Raw genomic sequence first — 17,822 nt, 5'->3', positions numbered from 1 at the left:
CGGAGAGAGGAGAAGGTCATGGCGAACACGATCGTCGGGCTCGAGATCACCGAAGAGGGGGTGCGCGCGGCCGAACTGACGACGGGCAAGAACCCCACCATCGTCGCCTACGGATCCGTTCCGCTGCCGGCGGGGGCGGCGAAGGACTCCGAGATCTTCGATCAGGATGCCGTGGCTCTCGCCATCCGCCAGCTCTGGTCGCGCGCAGGAATCAAGGGCAAGAAGGTGGTGCTCGGCATCGGCAGCCGACGGATCCTCGTGCGCGACTACACGACGCAGGCGATGCGGCCCGATCTGCTCGCGCAGTCGCTGCCGTATCAGGTGCAAGACCTTCTCCCGGTGCCTGCCGACCAGGCCGTGCTCGATTTCTACCCCATCTCGCAAGAGGGCGATCAGGTTACCGGGCTTCTCGTGGCGGCCGTCGCCGAGACCGTTGAAGAGCTCGTGTCGACGATCGGGCGCGCCAAGGTCGACGTGCAGGTCGTCGATCTTGCGCCGTTCGCGCTCGCACGCGCCGTGAACCGCGTCGCCGCACCCGGTGAGGCTGTCGCCGCGCTCTATCTCGGCGACCACACGAGCTACGTCGTCGTCGTGCAGGACGGTGCACCTCGATTCGTTCGCATCATTCCCGTCGACATCACGACGGCCGCCGTCCGCGCACGCGAAGGTGCGGGGTCGGCTTCCGAACTCGACGCGGCGCCGATGGAAGAACTGCTCGAGACCGTCCCGGCATCCACCGGAGACGACGTGCCGCTGCGGCGCCGGTCGGCTCAGCGGTCCGCAGTGCGCCCCTCCTCGGGGATGACCCCGGCGGCGATCGACGACCTCGTGCTCCGACTCGGCAGCACTCTGCGCTTCTACGCCGACCGCTCCGGCGACACCCCGGTGACCCGCGTGCTCGTCAGCGGCGCCGGTGCCGGGGTGGAGGGCATTCCGGCCTCTCTTGCGGCGAGCCTGCCGATCGCCGTCGAGGTCCTGGGCGCCTCGAGCGTCTTCGCGTCGAAAGTGCCGTTGCAGCCCGGTGATGACGATCTCAACCTGATCACCACCGCCGCCCTCGCTCTGGGAGGCACGAACTGATGGCCCTCGCATCCACTTCTGCACTGGTCGTCGGTGGCGCTCCCCGCGTCAACCTGTTGCCTCGCGCCGTCACCGAACGGCGCGAGCGCTCGATCCTGCTCCGCAAATGGGGCTGGGGGCTTGTCGCCGCTCTCGCCGTCGTCGTGCTCGCGGCCGCGGGCACCTACGTGCTCCAGTTCGCCGCGCAGCAGCGACTGGCAGCGGAGAACGCCCGCACGAACGACCTGCTCGTCCAGGTTGCCGCGCTCCAGCCCGTGAGCCAGAAGCTGCAACTGCAGACCGAGCTCGGTGACTTCCGCGTGCAGGCCATGGGCACCGACCTGGAGTGGACCGGCCTGCTCGATTCCATCCGGACGGCACTCCCGGCCGACGTCGGGATCATCGAGTACACGCTCGCGCCCGGCGGGTTGCCGCAGGGCGACGCGCCCGACGCAGAGGTCGGCGCTCAGGGCACCGTGAACTTCACGAGCGCGACCCCCACCGACATCGTCGGTCTGATCCGTTCGGTGCGCACGCTCCCCGGCATCATCGACGCGGATGGCTGGGCGAGCACGCTCAGCGGGTCGGAGTATCGCTACGAACTCCGGGTGACCTTCGACCAGACCGTCTACACCGGCACTTTCGCAGCGGAGGCGACCGAATGACCCTCAACAAGCAGCTGATCAACCTGCTCGGCATTCTCGTCGCCGTGATCGTGCTGGTCGCCGGCCTCGCGCTCATCGCGTTGCCGATGTACTCGCAGGCCCAGACGATCAACGCCAATGCCACGACGGTCGCACAGACCAACGCGGTCTACCAGGCGCAGATCGACGGGCTGAGCGCGGCGAACGAGCGGATCGAGGAGATCGATCAGAGCCTCGCCAACCTCCGGACGCAGATCGCTGCGGCCCCGCAGCTCGACGACGTGTACGAGATCATCGGTGCGACGGCCCAGCAGGCAGACGTGCGCATCGAAAGCATCGCGGCCGAAGAGTCGGCCCCCTTCATTGCGCGCACGGCGTTGGATGCCGAGGGCAACGCGGTCGTGGCTGAGCCGGAGCCTGAGCCCGCACCGGTCGAAGATGGCGCCGCACCCGCGGCCGAGACCGAGGTCGAGGAGCCGGTCGCGCCGGAACCGACGACTGCCGAAGACGCCCCACAGCGGCAGGTGCTCGTCACCATCACGATCGATGTCGCCCAGCCTTACGCACTACCGGCCGCCGCCGAGGGCGAGGCCGCAGATCCGGCCGCGCTGGAGACCGAAACCGATCCGGCCGCCGTGCGGGCCGATGCCACGGCGCAAGCGCAGAAGGCAGCCGCGTTCGTCGACGCCCTGGGTGTCGGCCCGCGTCTTCTCGCCCCGATCAACGTCGAGTACACGGGCGGCAAGCTCACGATCTCGGTGCTCGCCTTCATCCGAACGGAGACCGCGCAATGACCCTCGACGTCGCGCCCATCGCCCCGCTGCTCGCCGTCGCTGCGCGCTCTCGGGCATCCGACGTCCACCTGACGGCGAAGCATCCGCCGCTCATGCGTGTCGACGGCGATCTCGCCGGCATCCCCGGCTTTCTCGAGCCGACGAGTCAGAACTGGCTCGAAGGCGCCATCGGCGGGATCATGACGAACGAGCAGGTCGCTGAGTTCCGCCAGCACGGCGAGGTCGACCTGTCGATCACGGTGCCCGATGTCGCTCGCTTCCGTGTCAACGTCTTCCGCCAGCTCGGAGAAGTCGCCGTCGCGATGCGATTCATCCCGGATCGCATCCGCAGCTTCGCCGAGCTCGGCGTGCCGCAGATCGCCGCCGACCTCGTCACCAAGCCCCGTGGTCTCGTGCTGGTGACTGGGCCGACGGGCTCTGGCAAATCGACGACGCTCGCCTCGATGATCGACGTCGTCAACCAGACCAAGCCCGCGCACATCGTCACGGTCGAAGACCCGGTGGAATTCCAGCACACCAGCAAGCGCGCGCTCATCCATCAGCGCGAGATCGGCAGTGACACCGCGTCGTTCTCCGAAGCGCTGCGACGCGTGCTGCGTCAAGACCCCGACATCATCCTCATCGGTGAGCTCCGTGATCCCGAGTCGATCTCGACCGCCCTCACCGCCGCCGAGACCGGTCACCTCGTCCTGTCGACCCTGCACACCCAGAGCGCCGCGAAGTCGATCAACCGTATCGTCGACGCGTTCCCCTCCGACCAGCAGAACCAGGTGCGCACGCAACTCGGCGACACTCTCCGCGGGATCATCACCCAGACGCTCCTGCCGCAGGCGCAGAACGAGGGGCGTGTCATCGCGACCGAAGTGCTCGTCAACACCCCCGCCATCGCCAACCTCATCCGCGAGGGCGAGATCAGCCAGATCTACTCCATGCTGCAAGCGGGTGGCGGGCTCGGCATGCACACGCTCGATCAGGACCTGAAGCGTCTGGTCGAGAAGGGCACCATCTCGCTCGCGCTCGCGAAGGAGATCGCCGAAGACCCGCGTACCTTCGACGAGGCGCGCGTGCGGCCCGCCGACTACGACGCCGAAGCATGGACCATGCACTCGTCTGAGCGCCAGGCCGTGGGCTGGGGGAACTGATGTCGCTGATCGAGGAGTACACCTATCGCGCGGTCGACGCGACCGGGGGAGCGGTCGTCAAGGGCACGCTCGAAGCATCGAGCGAGAACGCCGTCGCATCGAAGCTCCGCGCCCAAGGCCTCACTCCGCTCGAGGTCTCGCTGACGTCGAAAACCGGACTCAACCGGGAGATCTCGATTCCGGGTCTTCAGCGCCGGGTGAAAGTGGCAGCGCTGGCGGTCTACGCCAAGCAGATGGCCGGCCTCATCAACGCGGGGCTCCCGCTCATGCGCACCCTCTCGATCCTCATCGAGCAGACCGAAGACAAGATGCTGCGCGAAGCGCTCGTGCGCGTGCACGCCTCGGTCGAATCGGGGGCGGCGTTCTCGGCGGCGCTGGCGCAGCATCCCGACGTCTTCCCGCCGCTCATGGTCAACATGGTGCGCGTCGGCGAGTCGGGCGGTTTCCTCGGGCAGGCGCTGACGACGGTCGCCGACACCTATAAGGATGAAGCCGAGCTGCAGGACAAGATCAAGTCGGCCACGACCTACCCGCTGATCGTCCTGTCGATCGCGATCCTCGGTGTGGTCGCGATGATCACGTTCGTCGTGCCCGTCTTCGAGGGGATGTTCAAAAACCTCGGTTCTGAGCTCCCGTTGCCGACGCAGATCCTCGTGACGCTGTCGAACAACATGGTGTGGATTCTGCCGCTCATGATCGTCGCCGGCATCGTGTTCTGGTTCTGGTGGCTTCGCAATCGCAACTCGGATCGCGTGCGGAAGGTGGTCGACCCGCTCAAGCTGCGGATGCCGGTGTTCGGCCCCCTCGCCACCAAGATCGCGGTCGCCCGATTCAGCCGTGGCCTGTCGATGATGTTGAAGGCCGGCGTACCGCTCGTCCAAGCGCTGTCGATCGTCGGCGCCGCGTCGAACAATTACAAGATCGAGGAAGCCGTCCGGCAGGTGCAGGAGTCGGTCAAGCAGGGGAAGTCATTCTCGTCGCCGCTCGCGAAGGCCGAGGTGTTCCCGACGATGGTTGCGCAGATGGTGGCCGTCGGTGAGGAATCGGGCACGCTACCCGACATGCTGGCATCCATCGCCGACTTCTACGAAGGCGAAGTGAAGACCGCGACCGAGCAGCTCACGAGCGCGATCGAGCCGATCTTGATCGTCGGCATCGGCATCATCATCGGTGGCATGGTCATCTCGCTCTACATGCCGATCTTCTCGATCTACGGCGAGATCGGCGGCGCCGGCGGCTGATTCGCGGCGCGCTTCGCACGGCGTCACCGTGTCACCGGTGGCGGTGCGGGCCGCTTTTGTCGACACCTGGCGCGGTTGGCGACAATTCTTGACCGGGATGCCGGCGATTCTTGCGTGTGCCACGTCTCCTCCTCACGCGCCGGCGTTCCGGGCGCCTTTTGTCGCCACGCGGCGTGGGTGGCGACGTTTCATGTCCGGGATGCGGGGCACACGTCGGTGGGCGGAGTCTCCTCCCCACGCGCCAGTTGCCAGGAGTTGTCCACATTTTCGGCGATCTCGACGGGAGGCCGCGTCCCTGCGCGCCACGGTGGATCATGGCATCCCGTCCGACGCCCCTCCCCCCGCGACTCGGGCCGCGTTTCGCGGTGAGCGCGGCGCGGGATGCCGGGGTCACCCCTCGCCGGCTGCGAGCCGGCGACCTCGAGGCGCCGTTCTGGGGCGTGCGCGCGCATCCGTTCGACCCGCCCGAACGCGACGGCCTCGCCGATGCCGACGCGCGGTTGCTGCGCCACCGGATCGAGGCGTACGCGGAGCGGATTGCGCCGACGCGCTTCTTCACCGGGCTCTCGGCGCTCGTCCTCTGGTGCGACATGCTTCCTGTGCGGCCGTGCCCGCCCCTGGATGTCGGCGTCCTCGCGCCGGAGCGCACGCCGCGTGCGCGTGGCATCCGTGGCCATCAGGTGGGCCGCCACCTGGCAACGGTGACCGAGTGCGACGGCTTGCCAGTGACATCGCCCGCCTCGACCTGGGCGACTCTTGCGCGAGATCTTCCGTGGCGAGACCTCGTCGCCGTCGGTTCGCTGATGGTCACGCCGCCACGCGGGCCTGGTGGTGTGATCGCCGGCCCTGCACTGACGACGCTGCCCGCGCTGAAGGCCGTCACAGCCGCAGGGTCGCGCACCGGAGTCGCGGCGCTCCGCGCGGCGGTGCCCTACGTCCGCGTCGGCGCGCGGAGTCGTCCCGAGGTGCACCTGTTCCTCGCCATTCTGCAGGCGGGCCTCGCTGAACCCGAGTTCGACGTGCCCGTGTTCGACGACGCGGCGGCTTTGATCGGCATCTTCGATCTGGCCTACGTCGGCGAGCGCGTGCTGGTCGAGTATCAGGGGGAGTATCACCGCATGTCCCCGACGGCGTGGGCCGCGGACATCCGCAAGTCCGAGCGTGCCCGCGAAGCCGGGTGGACCGTCGTCCAGATCACCCGGGCCGATCTCTACCCTGATCCGGGCGCCGCTGTCGCCCGCGTGCGCCGCGCGTTGTCATCGCGCTGACGTCCCACCCGCAGTGCATTGCGGGCAGCTTTGGTCGGATGCCGGCATCCACGGCGACAGAACAGGCCCGGTTTGCGAGGCACCGCTCGGCGCGCGTTGCGTTGCGGGCAGCTTTGGTCGGATGCCGGCATCCACGGCGACAAAAGCGGCCCGGTTTGCGAGGCACCGCTCGGCGCGCGTTGCGTTGCGGGCAGCTTTGGTCGGATGCCGGCATCCGTGGCGACAGAACAGGCCCGGGATGCGGGGGCGCTGCTGGGTCGCGCTGCGTTGCGGGCACGTTTGGTCGCCTGGTGGCATCCGAGGCGACAAAAGTGGCCCGGGATACCGACGACCGCGCGGTGGCCTCAACGCCCCCCGATCGGACCCCCGTCTGCGAGGTTCTGAACGAACGCAGTGACGTTCGGCTTCAGGTTCCACGCCGCCCCGTCCAGGGGCTCCTCGGCCTCGACGATCGATTCAAGCTCCTCGATCGCGTCTGCGACGACTTTTTCTGCGCGCCGCACCCCCCAGGAAGACACCTCCGCGACCACATCACCGCGCGTGATGTCGTGGTGCCGATACTTCCGATTGATCGCGAGTGCCAGCTTCCCATCGCGGCTCAGGTGAGCCTGGGGGACCACGTCATACGCGGGAGCGAGTTCGACGTTGTCGTCGATCGGGTGCAGCAGGCCGATGTTCTTTGCGTGCATGTCGAGGTTTCCGACGCCCACCGCGAGAACGACAAGTCTCGCGAGCGTTCGGAGCTCGCTCTCGGGAGCATGCATCGTCAGGGTGTCGGCGATCCGCCGTGTACTCACGACCCCGCCGTACTCCTGATACTTCTGGATGCCGCGCGCACCCAGCGCCTGAGCGAAATCTTCCTGATGGACGCGAGACCCGTTGTGGCGATCGAAACGCTCGATGACGAGTGCGGGCAGGCCGGCGAAATCTGCGATCCTCGTGTCGAAAGCGGCCAATCCCATCCGGCGAGCGATGCGCGATCCGAACTCTTCGTCGTAGATCACGGTCGCGTTGTCACCCGGAAGTTGCGGCTTGAGGATGTGCGTGGTCGGATAGCCGCCGAGCGCTTGCGCCCAGCCCGTCTCCGTGCGCACGAGGACGACCTTGGGCTGTACGCCTCCGAGAGAAGACCGGCCGGCTCGGGGGTCGTTGGCCAGCGGCGACCCGATGGGATCTTCCAGCAGCGCGCGCACCGCGTCTTCGTCGAGCGAACGCACCGCGGGTGTGCGTGGCTCGGTGGGGTCATCGAGATCCCAGATTTGCAGCGCACCCGCGACATCTCGGCCGTAGCGAGCGAGGAAGGCGGGAATGTCATCGCGCCGGAGCCCCGCCTGACTGATCAGATACTCGTACTGATCGCCTTCGGGGAGGAGCTCCGAGAACCAGGTGCGTCGACGACCGGCGTGATCTCGACGTTGGCCTCCGACCAAGGGGACCGCGACCGACAAGATGGTGCTGTTGGCTCCGAATCTCTCGATCCCGTTCGAGCTGGGGGAGAAGTCGAAAGACCGCGCGTCGCCCTCGAGGGTGCCGATCGTCGTGTCATGGAGCTCAATGGTCAGTCGCATCGGCATCCTCCCACCGTGCGCTGAACTCGATCCCGGTGACGTGGGCGATGCCGAGCAATCGGCGCAGATAGATCGTGGATTTGCCGTTCTCGATCTCGCTGATCATGCTCTGGGGGATGTCGAGCTCTGCGGCCAACTCGGTCTGCGACATCCCACGCGCGATGCGCGCCTGCTGAACGGCAAGTCCGAAGTCGGCGGGTGCGCGAAGTCGCGCGGTGCGCTGTGCCATGAGATGCTCCTGAGGTATCGGATTATCACGATACCTCGCACGTATCGGATTATCTAGATACCGAGCGGTACCGCGGAAGCGTCAGATCGAGACGCGCAGCACTTCTTCGATCGTCGTGATGCCCTCGGAGACCTTGCTGAAGCCGTCTTCGCGGAGGGGGATCATCCCGTCCGCCAGCGCCGATTGGCGAAGTTCGGTTCCGGTCGCGTGACCGACGACCATCTGCTCGAGGCTCTCGGTGACTTCCATCACCTCGTGCAGTGCGACGCGACCGCGGTATCCCGTGCCGGAGCAGGCCGAGCATCCCACGGCGCGATACAGCACGGGCGGATCGAGGGGATTATGGGGGAACTTCACCGACGAGAGCACGTCGCGGCTCTCGGTGTAGGCCTCGCGGCACTTCACGCACAGGCGCCGGGCGAGGCGCTGCGCGACGACCGCCGACAGGGCAGTACCGACCAAGAACGGCTCGCATCCGATCTCGACGAGACGCGTGAGCGCCGACGGGGCATCGTTCGTGTGCAGGGTCGACAGCACGAGGTGACCGGTCAGGGCCGCCTCGATCGAGATCGTCGCGGTTTCTTGGTCGCGGATCTCCCCGACGAGCACGACGTCGGGGTCGGACCGGAGGATCGAGCGCAGTGCCGCTTGGAACGTCATGCCGGCGCGGGCGTTTACCTGCACCTGATTGATACCGGCCATCCGGTACTCGACCGGGTCCTCGACCGTGATCACGTTGATCCGCGGATTGGCGACGGTGTTCAGCGCGGTGTACAGCGTCGTCGACTTGCCGGAGCCGGTCGGGCCGGTCACCAGCACCATGCCATGCGGACGCGTGATCGCACCGCGGAAGCGCTGCTCGTTGCGGATGGAGAAGCGCAGATCGCCCATCGAGAGCGACTGGGCGGAGCTGTCGAGGATTCGCATGACGATCTTCTCGCCCCACACTGTCGGGAGGGTAGCCAGGCGCAGGTCGATCTGACGGCCGTCGTGATGGACGGACAAGCGACCGTCCTGGGGCTTGCGGCGTTCGGCGATGTCGACCGCAGCCATGATCTTGAGCCGAGAGATGACGCCGTCCTGGATCGCACGATCGGCGCGCTGCATCTCGTGGAGCACGCCGTCGATGCGGTAGCGCACCAGCAGCTGCTTCTCGCCGGGCTCGATGTGGATGTCGCTCGCGCGGTCGTTGATCGCCTGACTGATGAGGAGGTTCACGAACCGGACGATCGGGGCGTCGTCGACCGATTCTTCAATCGACTCCGTGCCGGCCGAACCATCGGCAACGGCGCTCTCGCCGATCTGCTCCGACAGGTCGCTGAGCTCCTCGTCGGACCGCAAGAACCGACCGAACGCGGCTTCCAAGGCATCGGCCGAGACGACGGCGGGCCGGATATTGAGCTCGGTCGCCGTTGTGATGTCGTCGATCGCGATGAGGTCGGTCGGATCCAGCATCCCGATCGTGAGGCTGCGACGCCCCCGCTCGATCGGGATGACGTGGTAGCGGCGACAGAGAGCCGCGGGCACCGAAGCGATCGTGTCGGCAGACAGGGTGATGGAGGCCAGGTCGATGAACGGGAGGCCGGTCTGCGCGGCGATTCCCTCCGCGACCTGCGTCTCGGTCGCCAAGCGTGCCGCGACCAGTTTGTGGCGCAGCTCAGGACCGTCCCCGTATTCGGCGACGGCATCCCACATGTCCTCAGCTCGAACGGCCCCAGACCGAACGAGCGATTCCGCGAGTCCCTTCACGGTGGATCCTCTCCCGTTCTGTATCCTATGCCGCCGGTGGTACGGATGTGAATAGAGAGTTCTCTGTGACAAGAGTGCACACCGAGTGACCTGTCAAGGCCCCGCGGAACGTCGGCACCGGCGCATATCCTGGGCGGCATGAACATCGCGCGCGTTATCGCTTGGGCCCTGACCCTGGTCCCGGTCCGTGCATTCCTCCGGTACAGCGAGCGGCGCGGACCGGTGCTCGCCGACAGCGTCACCTACCGCACGCTCTTCAGCGTGTTCGCGGGCGTGCTGCTGGGCTTCTCGGCGGCGGCGCTGTGGCTCAGCGGCAACCCCGCGGCCTGGAACGCGTTGGTCGATGCCGTCGACAGCGCCATTCCCGGACTCGTCGGCGACGGCGGCCTGATCGACCTCGACCAGGTGACGGCGCCCGCGGGACTGTCGGTGGCCGGCATCCTGGCGCTCGTCGGTCTGATCGGTGCGGCCATCGGCGCGATCGGGTCGCTGCGCACCGCGATGCGCGCGATCTGCGATCAACTCACGGACGACGTCCTCTTCATCTGGGTGTTGCTGCGCAACCTCGCCCTCGCGGTCGGCGCGGGCGGTGCGCTGGCCGCCTCGGCGGTCGTCACCGTGCTCGGCACGGCGGGGCTCAGCGCGGTCGCCGCGTGGCTGGGCGTCGCGAGCGATGACCCCCTCATCACGTGGGGGAGTCGGATCTTCGCGATCGTCGTCACGTTCGCGTTGGATGCCGTCGCCATCGCGGTGCTGTTCCGCACGCTGTCGGGTGTCCGCGCTCCGGCTCGCGCGCTGTGGACCGGTTCGCTCCTGGGCGCAATCGGCCTGACAGTGCTGCAGCAGGCCTCGGGCCTGTTTGTCGGGGGAGCGGCATCCAACCCGCTACTTGCTTCGTTCGGCGCGCTGATCGCGCTGCTGTTGTGGTTCAACCTCTCGGCGCAGGTGATTCTCATCGCGACGGCCTACATCATGACCCTCGTCGAGGAAGATGCCGACCGCGTGCGCGCCCGCTTCGGCGCCGCGACGCTCGCGCAGCACCGCCTGCGCCGGGCCGAAGATGCCGTCCTGGTCGCCACGGCCGAGCTCTCCGCAGCGCGCGAGGCGGAGGAGCAGGAACGAACGGGTACATGACGCGCGGGTAATCCCTGTGTTACATCCGCCCGCTCGATGTGCGCCGAAGCGCGCGGGGCATTAGCGTGGGAGCGTGTCAGAACATGAACCTGTGACCGGTCCCAGTTCCGCTGCCGCAGCAGCATCCCACCCGCTTCAGGCGACCCATCCGCTGGCGCTCGCGCCCGTCGCGGGCCCCGCCAGCACGGTCGACGGGTTCGTGCGCCAGTTCCTGCGCAACCTCAATTACGAGCGCGGCGTACCACTGTCGGCCGCCAGCGCGAACGACCGGTACTTCGCGTTCGCGATGACCGTGCGCGACTACCTCATGGCCCGGTGGCTCGAAGACCTCCGCCGCCAGCGCGTCGCACAGGTCAAGGGCGTCTGCTACCTCTCGGCGGAGTATCTCCTCGGCCGCCAGCTCGACAACAACCTGCTCGCGAGCGGCCTGACCGATATCGCCACGACCGCGATGGCGGAGTGCGGCATCGACATCGAAGACCTCCGCGCGGCGGAGGTCGAACCCGGCCTCGGCAACGGCGGGCTCGGACGTTTGGCCGCCTGCTTCATCGATTCGCTCGCGACGATGGCCGTGCCGAACATCGGGTACGGCATCCGCTACGAGTACGGAATCTTCCGGCAGACGTTCCAGGACGGCCAGCAGGTCGAGCAGCCCGACTCGTGGCTCACGATGGGGTCGCCCTGGGAGTTCCCGCACCCCGAGGCCGCCCAGCCCGTGTCGTTCGGCGGCTATACCGAGCACTATGACGACGAGGGCACGGAACGCAGCCGCTGGATCCCCGCGTGGAACGTGCTGGCCATCCCGTACAACTACATGGTCCCGGGGTACCAGAACGGCCGCGTCAACACGCTCCGCCTCTGGAGCGCGAAGGCGACGAACTCGTTCGACCTGCGCGTGTTCAACTCCGGCGACTACGAAGAAGCCGTGCGGTCGCAGACGTTCGCCGAGAACATCTCGAAGGTGCTCTATCCCGAAGACTCCACCCCGCAGGGCAAGGAGCTGCGCCTGCAGCAGCAGTACTTCTTCGTCGCGGCATCCATCAAGGACTTCTTCGACCACCAGCTGGCGCCGGACTTCGACCTCGCGAAGCTGCCCGAGCGCGTCATCTTCCAGCTGAACGACACGCATCCCGTCATCGGTGTGCCGGAGTTCATGCGCGTGCTGCTCGATGAGAAGAAGCTCGACTGGGATGAGGCGTGGGCGATCACCCAGCAGTGCTTCGCCTACACGTGCCACACACTGCTGCCCGAGGCGCTGGAAGTCTGGTCGGTCGACCTGCTGGGCCGGCTCCTGCCCCGACACCTCGAGATCATCTACCGCATCAACGACGAGTTCCTGGATGCCGTCCGCGCGCGCTTCGGCGACGACGAGATGCGCCTGCGCAACATGTCGATCATCAGCGAGTTCCCCGAGCGGTCGGTGCGGATGGCGTACCTCGCGACGGTCGCCGGCGCGAAGGTCAACGGCGTCGCGGAGCTGCACTCGCAGCTGCTGCGCGACAAGGTGCTGCCCGACTTCAACGAGTTCTACCCGGGCAAGTTCACCAACGTCACGAACGGCATCACCCCACGCCGTTTCATCCGGCTCGCGAACCCGGGCCTGTCCGACCTCATCACCGAGGCGATCGGCACCGGCTGGCTCACCGACCTCGAGCGCCTGCGCGAACTGGAAGCATCCGCTGAGGACCCGCTCTTCCGCGAGGCGTTCGCCGCGGTGAAAGCCGCCAACAAGCGCCACCTCAACGACGTGCTGCTGGCCCGCGACGGATTCACGGTCAGCGATGGCCACATGCTCGACGTCATGGTCAAGCGCCTGCACGAATACAAGCGGCAGATGCTCAAGGTGCTGCACATCGTCACGCAGTACGAGCGCATCGTGTCGGGTCAGGTGGCGGCATCCGACATTCAGCCGCGCACGTTCATCTTCGGCGCGAAGGCGGCGCCGGGCTACGCGATGGCCAAGCGCATCATCCACCTCATCAACGCCGTCGGCTCGGTCGTCAACAACGATCCGCGCGTCGAGGGGCGGTTGAAGGTGCTGTTCCCGCCGAACTACAACGTGACCCTCGCCGAACGGGTGATCCCGGCCGCCGACCTCTCCGAGCAGATCTCCCTCGCGGGTAAGGAAGCATCCGGCACGGGAAACATGAAGTTCGCCCTCAACGGTGCGCTCACGATCGGCACGGACGACGGTGCGAACGTCGAGATCCGCGAGCTCGTGGGCGACGACAACTTCTTCCTCTTCGGGATGAGCGAGCCCGAGGTCGAGGCGCTGTGGGCGCGCGGCTACAAGCCGGCCGACTTCTACCAGGGCGATGAGAGCCTGCGCCGCGCGATGGATCTGATCGCCTCGGGTGCCTTCTCCGGCGGCGACAAGAGCGTGTTTGAGCCGGTCGTGTCGAACTTGCTCTACGACGACCGATTCATGGTGCTGGCGGACTACTCGACCTACATCGCGGCGCAAGACAAGGTCGACGCCGCGTATGCCGATCAGGATGCCTGGACCCACGCGGCGATCCTCAACGTCGCCCGCAGCGGATTCTTCTCGTCCGACCGGTCGATGCGTGACTACATCGATCGCATCTGGCGCGCCCAGCCCCTGCGCTGAGCGCGCTTCTCCTCGATGCATTCTGTGGGCGCAGATCGTCGTTTCCCCGTGGGGAAGCATCCATCTGCGCCCACTGATCGCGCCAGCGGTTCAGCGGGCGTAGCGCTCGGTGAACCGGCGGAGGATCGCGCCGGTGTGCACGACGGGGAGTCGACGCACGGCCTGGAGCGTGGCATCCAGTTCGCCCTCGCCGAAGTAGCCGTGCCCGGCATACACGCGGATGCGGGTGGAGATCCCCTCGACATCGCACTCCGGGTGGAACTGGGTCGCGTACACGTTGTGGCCGACCCGGAACATCTGCACGGGGCATCCGGCGCCGCGGACGAGCAGCGTCGCCGACGGAGGCAGGACGGTGATCGCCTCCTTGTGGCCGACGAACGCGGCGAACGTCTCCGGCATGCCGGCGAGAACCGGATCGGCGGCGCCCTCGGGCGTCAGTGCCACATCGATGACACTGATCGGCTCGCGGTACGTGCCGTCGATCACCGCACCCTGGTGCGTGCCGAGGGTCCCGACGCCGTAGCACGCGCCGAAGAACGGGAAGTCCCGCGCGACGACCTCATCCAGCAGTGTCGCGAACTCTGCTTCGACCCGGCGCTGCACGGCGGATTTCTTCTCGAGCGGGTCTGACGCGTTGAACGGCCCGCCCCCGACGAAGATCCCGGAGTAATCGTCGAGATCGATGTCACCGAGCGGACCGGCCTCCATCCGCACGCGAACGAGATCGCCAGCGGCGAGACCGGTGAACCGCTGAAACAGCGTGTATTCGTCGTCGGCGGGGCGATCTTCGGCGCGGGTGGCCAGGAGCAGGAAGGGCTTCATCGGCACCCGAGTCTAGGCGCTGGCGGGCATCCGTTGCGCCACACGGATGTGCTCGGTGATCGCCCGGAGCGTCTCGGCGACCGCGGGATTGCGGGTGCCTTCGTCACGCGCGACCGCCCAGTACGCGAGGGGATGCTCGTAGGCCCCGTCGAGGACGCGCACCAGGCGCGAGTCTCGATCGCCGAGGAAATCGGGCAGGATCCCGATGCCCGCGCCCGCTGCCGTCGCCTCGACGTGGGCGAAGACGCTCGTGGACCGCAGTGACGGGGGAGAGTCGGGGAGCTCTTGCAGCGCGCGGTCGAGTTCGTCGACCTGTAGCGAGCTCTCGACGTAATAGACGAGCGGGTGGTTCGCAAGATCGGCGACGGATGCCGGCTTTCCGCGCGCCGCGAGATAGTCCGCGGTGGCGTAGAGCCGCAGCGCGTAGGCGCAGACCGGTGTCGCGTACGCCCGCAGAACCTGCGGACGACCGACGACGATCTCCAGGTCGACCCCCGAGCGGTTTTGCCGCACCCGCTGGGTGGCCGAGAGGAGTTCGACGGCGAGGGCGGGATGCGCGGCGCGCAGCGTGGTCATCGCGGGCGCGAGGAACGCGGAGGTGAACGCATCGGGCGCGGCGATGCGCACTATTCCGTGCACGGGATCGCCGTCCTCGCCGTCGAGGAGCTCCCGCATCGAGCTCTCGATGCGTTCCGCTGTGCCGACGGCGCGGCGACCGAGATCGGTGACCTCCCATCCGCCCGCGCCCCGCACGAGGAGCCGTCCGCCCGTCGCCGCCTCGAGCGCGGCAATGCGGCGCGACACCGTGGAGTGGTTGATGCCCAGCACTGCGCCGGCGGCGGTGTACCGGCCCAGCCGCGCGACCGCGAGGAAGGTCATCAAGGCGTCGAGAGGGGGCTCTGGTGCGGTCGCGGTCACGCCATCAGTGTGCGCCAACGCACAACACTCGTGCAAGAGTGTCGGTCCAATGTGCATTGAGATGCAGGCATTCGGCGCCTAGCCTGGCTTCATCGCGTGGACGAGGTCGTCCCGCGGCACACCTTCGATGATGCAGGGAGTCGTCATGTCTTCATCCCCCCTCCAGATCGCGTGGATCGGGCTCGGCCGGATGGGCGCGCCGATGACGGCTCACCTCGTCGAGGCCGGTCACACGGTCCGCGGTGTGGATCTGAACCCCGCGGCCGCCGCGGCCGCTGCGGCGGGAGGAGTCGCCCTCGCGGCGTCCGTCGCCGATGCACTCGAGGGCGCCACGGTGTGCATCACCTCGCTCCCCAAGCCCGCCCACGTCCGCGAGGTCTACGGCGGCGCGGACGGCATCTTCGCCCACGCGACGTCTGACATGATCCTGCTCGACACCTCCACAGTCGATGTCGACACCTCCCGCTGGTGCCATGCGGAAGCAGTCGCGCGCGGACTCACCTTCGTCGACGCGCCGATTTCCGGCGGCACGGCGGGAGCCGAGGCCGGCACCCTCACATTCATGCTCGGAGGAGAGCCCGCCGATGTCGCTCGGGTCGCCGAGATCGTCGCGCCGATGGCGGGCAACGTCATCTCCTGCGGCGACGCCGGCGCGGGAATCGCCGCGAAACTCGTCAACAACATGATGCTGTTCATCAACGTGATGGCGATGTCCGAAGGCTCGCAGCTGGCAGAAGAGCTGGGGTTGGATGCGGAGACCTTCTGGCAGGTGGCCTCGGTGTCATCGGGATCGTCGTGGGCAATGCGCACGTGGTATCCCGTGCCGGGCGTGCTCGAGAAAGCCGCCGCCAACAACAACTTCGCGCCGACTTTTTCGGTCGACCTCGCGCTGAAGGACTGCGGCCTTGCCCTTGCCGCCGGCGAGCAGGTCGGCGTGCATCTGCCGGCGGCGGCCCTCGCCCACGCACAACTCGCGCAGCTGGCTGACGAAGGCCTCGGCGGCAAGGACTGCACGCTCGTCGCCCGGCTCGCCACCCCCGACGGCACCCTGCGCGGCTATGACCCCGCGCTCGACGCCACTCCCGCCCACGCCTGAACGGACGCATCCCATGAGCATCGATACCCCCTCCCGCACTCTCGCCACGGTGCCCCACGTCGTCGCCGGCCGGCGCATCGCCGACGATGCCGCGCGCCGCGGCCCGGTGTTCAACCCCGCGACGGGGCAACAGAGCGGCGAGGTCGTGCTCGCGTCCGCCGAGTTCGTGCACGAGAGCGCCCGCGCGGCACAGGTCGCACAGCGCGGCTGGCGGGACACCGGGCTCGGCAAGCGGCAGCAAGTGATGTTCCGCCTGCGCGAAATCATCTCGTCGCGCTCCGACGAGCTCGCCCGCATTATCACGGCTGAGCACGGCAAGACGGTCGATGATGCGCTCGGTGAAGTCGCCCGGGGGCTCGAGAACGTCGAGTTCTGCACGAGCCTCATGCACCACCTCAAGGGCGACTACTCCGAGCAGGTCGCCGGCGGCGTCGACGTGCACCAGGTGCGCCAGCCGATCGGCGTCGTGGCGTGCATCACACCGTTCAACTTCCCCGTGATGGTGCCGCTCTGGATGGTCACGACGGCGATCGCCGCGGGAAACGCCGTGATCCTCAAGCCCTCCGAGCGTGACCCGTCGGCGGCGGTCTGGCTCGCCGAGGCGTTCGCCGAAGCCGGGTTGCCGGCCGGCATCCTCAACATCGTCCACGGTGACAAAGAGGCCGTCGATGCGATTCTGGACGACCCCATCATCCGCGCCGTCTCGTTCGTCGGGTCGACGCCGATCGCGCGCTACATCTATGCGCGCGCCGCGGAGAACGGCAAGCGCGTGCAGGCTCTCGGCGGTGCGAAGAATCACATGATCGTCATGCCCGACGCCGATCTGGATGCCACCGCTGACGCCGCCGTGTCCGCCGCGTACGGCTCGGCGGGGGAGCGCTGCATGGCCGTCTCGGTCGTCGTCGCCGTCGGCGACATCGCAGATGCTCTCGTGGCAAAAGTCGCTGAGCGCATCGGGACGCTCACGGTCGGCGACGGATTCGACCCCACGAGCGAGATGGGACCGCTCATCACGCGGGATGCGCTGGACCGCGTGACGAGATTCGTCGCCGGTGCAGCGGACGAGGGCGCGTGCGTCGTCGTCGACGGGCGCGAGCGCGAGTTCGACGGCGGTGGGTTCTTCATCGGGCCCTCCCTGGTCGACGGTGTGACCCCCGGCATGCGCGTCTACGACGAGGAGATCTTCGGCCCGGTGCTCTCGGTCGTGCGCGTCGCGACGTTCGACGAGGCCGTCGCCCTGATCAACAGCAACCGCTACGCGAACGGGACGGCGGTCTTCACGCGCGACGGCAAGACGGCCCGCCAGTTCGAGTACGACATCGAGGTGGGCATGGTCGGCATCAACGTGCCGATTCCGGTGCCGATCGGCGCGTTCTCCTTCGGTGGTTGGAAGGACTCGCTCTTCGGCGACACGCACATGTACGGGCCGGAGGCGTTCTCGTTCTACACGCGCCGCAAGGTCGTCACGACTCGCTGGCCCGATCCCAGCGAGAGCCAGATCAGTCTCGGGTTCCCGACGCACTGAGGGCCGGGTGGAGGGGAGTCGGTGT

The 17,822-nt window shown here is 67.6% G+C and carries 15 protein-coding genes; 10 read left to right on the top strand and 5 right to left on the bottom strand.

The window, feature by feature from the left end:
- The first annotated feature begins 18 nt into the window (after positions 1-18).
- The 6 genes from pilM to Q0653_RS04615 all read left to right on the top strand — a co-directional run bounded on the left by pilM (position 19) and on the right by Q0653_RS04615 (position 6,148).
- Positions 19-1,080, top strand: coding sequence for a pilus assembly protein PilM (gene pilM / locus Q0653_RS04640; protein ID WP_298942939.1), 1,062 nt, complete (start codon positions 19-21; stop codon positions 1,078-1,080).
- Entirely contained in the window at positions 1,080-1,724 is a 645-nt protein-coding gene (locus Q0653_RS04635; RefSeq protein WP_298942936.1) for a hypothetical protein, read from the top strand. Before pilM ends, Q0653_RS04635 begins: the two co-directional genes overlap by 1 nt.
- Complete coding sequence (locus tag Q0653_RS04630; protein WP_298942934.1) at positions 1,721-2,497, top strand: hypothetical protein; 777 nt, start codon at positions 1,721-1,723, stop codon at positions 2,495-2,497. The genes Q0653_RS04635 and Q0653_RS04630 overlap by 4 nt, the downstream gene beginning before the upstream one ends.
- Complete coding sequence (locus Q0653_RS04625) at positions 2,494-3,639, top strand: type IV pilus twitching motility protein PilT (RefSeq protein ID WP_298942932.1); 1,146 nt, start codon at positions 2,494-2,496, stop codon at positions 3,637-3,639. The genes Q0653_RS04630 and Q0653_RS04625 overlap by 4 nt, the downstream gene beginning before the upstream one ends.
- On the top strand, positions 3,639-4,880 hold the full coding sequence (locus tag Q0653_RS04620) for a type II secretion system F family protein (RefSeq protein ID WP_298942930.1): 1,242 nt from the start codon (positions 3,639-3,641) through the stop codon (positions 4,878-4,880). Before Q0653_RS04625 ends, Q0653_RS04620 begins: the two co-directional genes overlap by 1 nt.
- Before the next feature lie 314 nt (positions 4,881-5,194).
- Positions 5,195-6,148, top strand: a complete 954-nt coding sequence (locus tag Q0653_RS04615; RefSeq protein ID WP_298942928.1) for a hypothetical protein — start codon at positions 5,195-5,197, stop codon at positions 6,146-6,148.
- 344 nt (positions 6,149-6,492) lie between these two features.
- Here the strand turns inward: Q0653_RS04615 and Q0653_RS04610 are convergent, their stop codons facing one another.
- The 3 genes from Q0653_RS04610 to Q0653_RS04600 form a co-directional block, all read right to left on the bottom strand.
- Entirely contained in the window at positions 6,493-7,716 is a 1,224-nt protein-coding gene (locus Q0653_RS04610) for a HipA domain-containing protein (protein ID WP_298942926.1), read from the bottom strand.
- Positions 7,700-7,945, bottom strand: a complete 246-nt coding sequence (locus Q0653_RS04605; protein WP_298942924.1) for a helix-turn-helix transcriptional regulator — start codon at positions 7,943-7,945, stop codon at positions 7,700-7,702. Before Q0653_RS04605 ends, Q0653_RS04610 begins: the two co-directional genes overlap by 17 nt.
- 81 nt (positions 7,946-8,026) lie before the next feature.
- A complete protein-coding gene (locus Q0653_RS04600; RefSeq protein ID WP_298942922.1) occupies positions 8,027-9,694 on the bottom strand; it encodes an ATPase, T2SS/T4P/T4SS family in 1,668 nt (555 codons plus the stop codon).
- Between the two features lie 138 nt (positions 9,695-9,832).
- Between Q0653_RS04600 and Q0653_RS04595 the strand changes: the two genes are divergently transcribed.
- Together Q0653_RS04595 and Q0653_RS04590 are read left to right on the top strand one after the other, a co-directional pair.
- A complete protein-coding gene (locus Q0653_RS04595; RefSeq protein ID WP_298942920.1) occupies positions 9,833-10,828 on the top strand; it encodes a YihY/virulence factor BrkB family protein in 996 nt (331 codons plus the stop codon).
- Between the two features lie 151 nt (positions 10,829-10,979).
- Positions 10,980-13,436 (top strand): glycogen/starch/alpha-glucan phosphorylase, encoded by a 2,457-nt coding sequence (locus Q0653_RS04590; protein ID WP_298943131.1) that lies wholly within the window; start codon positions 10,980-10,982, stop codon positions 13,434-13,436.
- Between the two features lie 90 nt (positions 13,437-13,526).
- Here the strand turns inward: Q0653_RS04590 and Q0653_RS04585 are convergent, their stop codons facing one another.
- Both Q0653_RS04585 and Q0653_RS04580 read right to left on the bottom strand, forming a co-directional pair.
- Positions 13,527-14,258 carry a glutamine amidotransferase gene (locus tag Q0653_RS04585; RefSeq protein WP_298942918.1) on the bottom strand — a complete coding sequence of 244 codons (732 nt, stop codon included), beginning with the start codon at positions 14,256-14,258 and terminating at the stop codon, positions 13,527-13,529.
- A 12-nt stretch (positions 14,259-14,270) separates the two neighbouring features.
- On the bottom strand, positions 14,271-15,137 hold the full coding sequence (locus tag Q0653_RS04580; RefSeq protein WP_298943129.1) for a LysR family transcriptional regulator: 867 nt from the start codon (positions 15,135-15,137) through the stop codon (positions 14,271-14,273).
- A gap of 184 nt (positions 15,138-15,321) precedes the next feature.
- On the opposite strand from Q0653_RS04580, the gene Q0653_RS04575 reads away from it, so the two are divergent.
- Positions 15,322-16,272 (top strand): NAD(P)-binding domain-containing protein, encoded by a 951-nt coding sequence (locus Q0653_RS04575; RefSeq protein ID WP_298942916.1) that lies wholly within the window; start codon positions 15,322-15,324, stop codon positions 16,270-16,272.
- Between the two features lie 13 nt (positions 16,273-16,285).
- On the top strand, positions 16,286-17,797 hold the full coding sequence (locus tag Q0653_RS04570; protein WP_298942914.1) for a CoA-acylating methylmalonate-semialdehyde dehydrogenase: 1,512 nt from the start codon (positions 16,286-16,288) through the stop codon (positions 17,795-17,797).
- Positions 17,798-17,822: the final 25 nt, after the last annotated feature.

Origin of the sequence: uncultured Microbacterium sp., assembly GCF_947488465.1 — a bacterium.
GTDB lineage: Bacteria > Actinomycetota > Actinomycetes > Actinomycetales > Microbacteriaceae > Microbacterium.
This window is presented reverse-complemented; position numbering and strand designations above follow the sequence as displayed.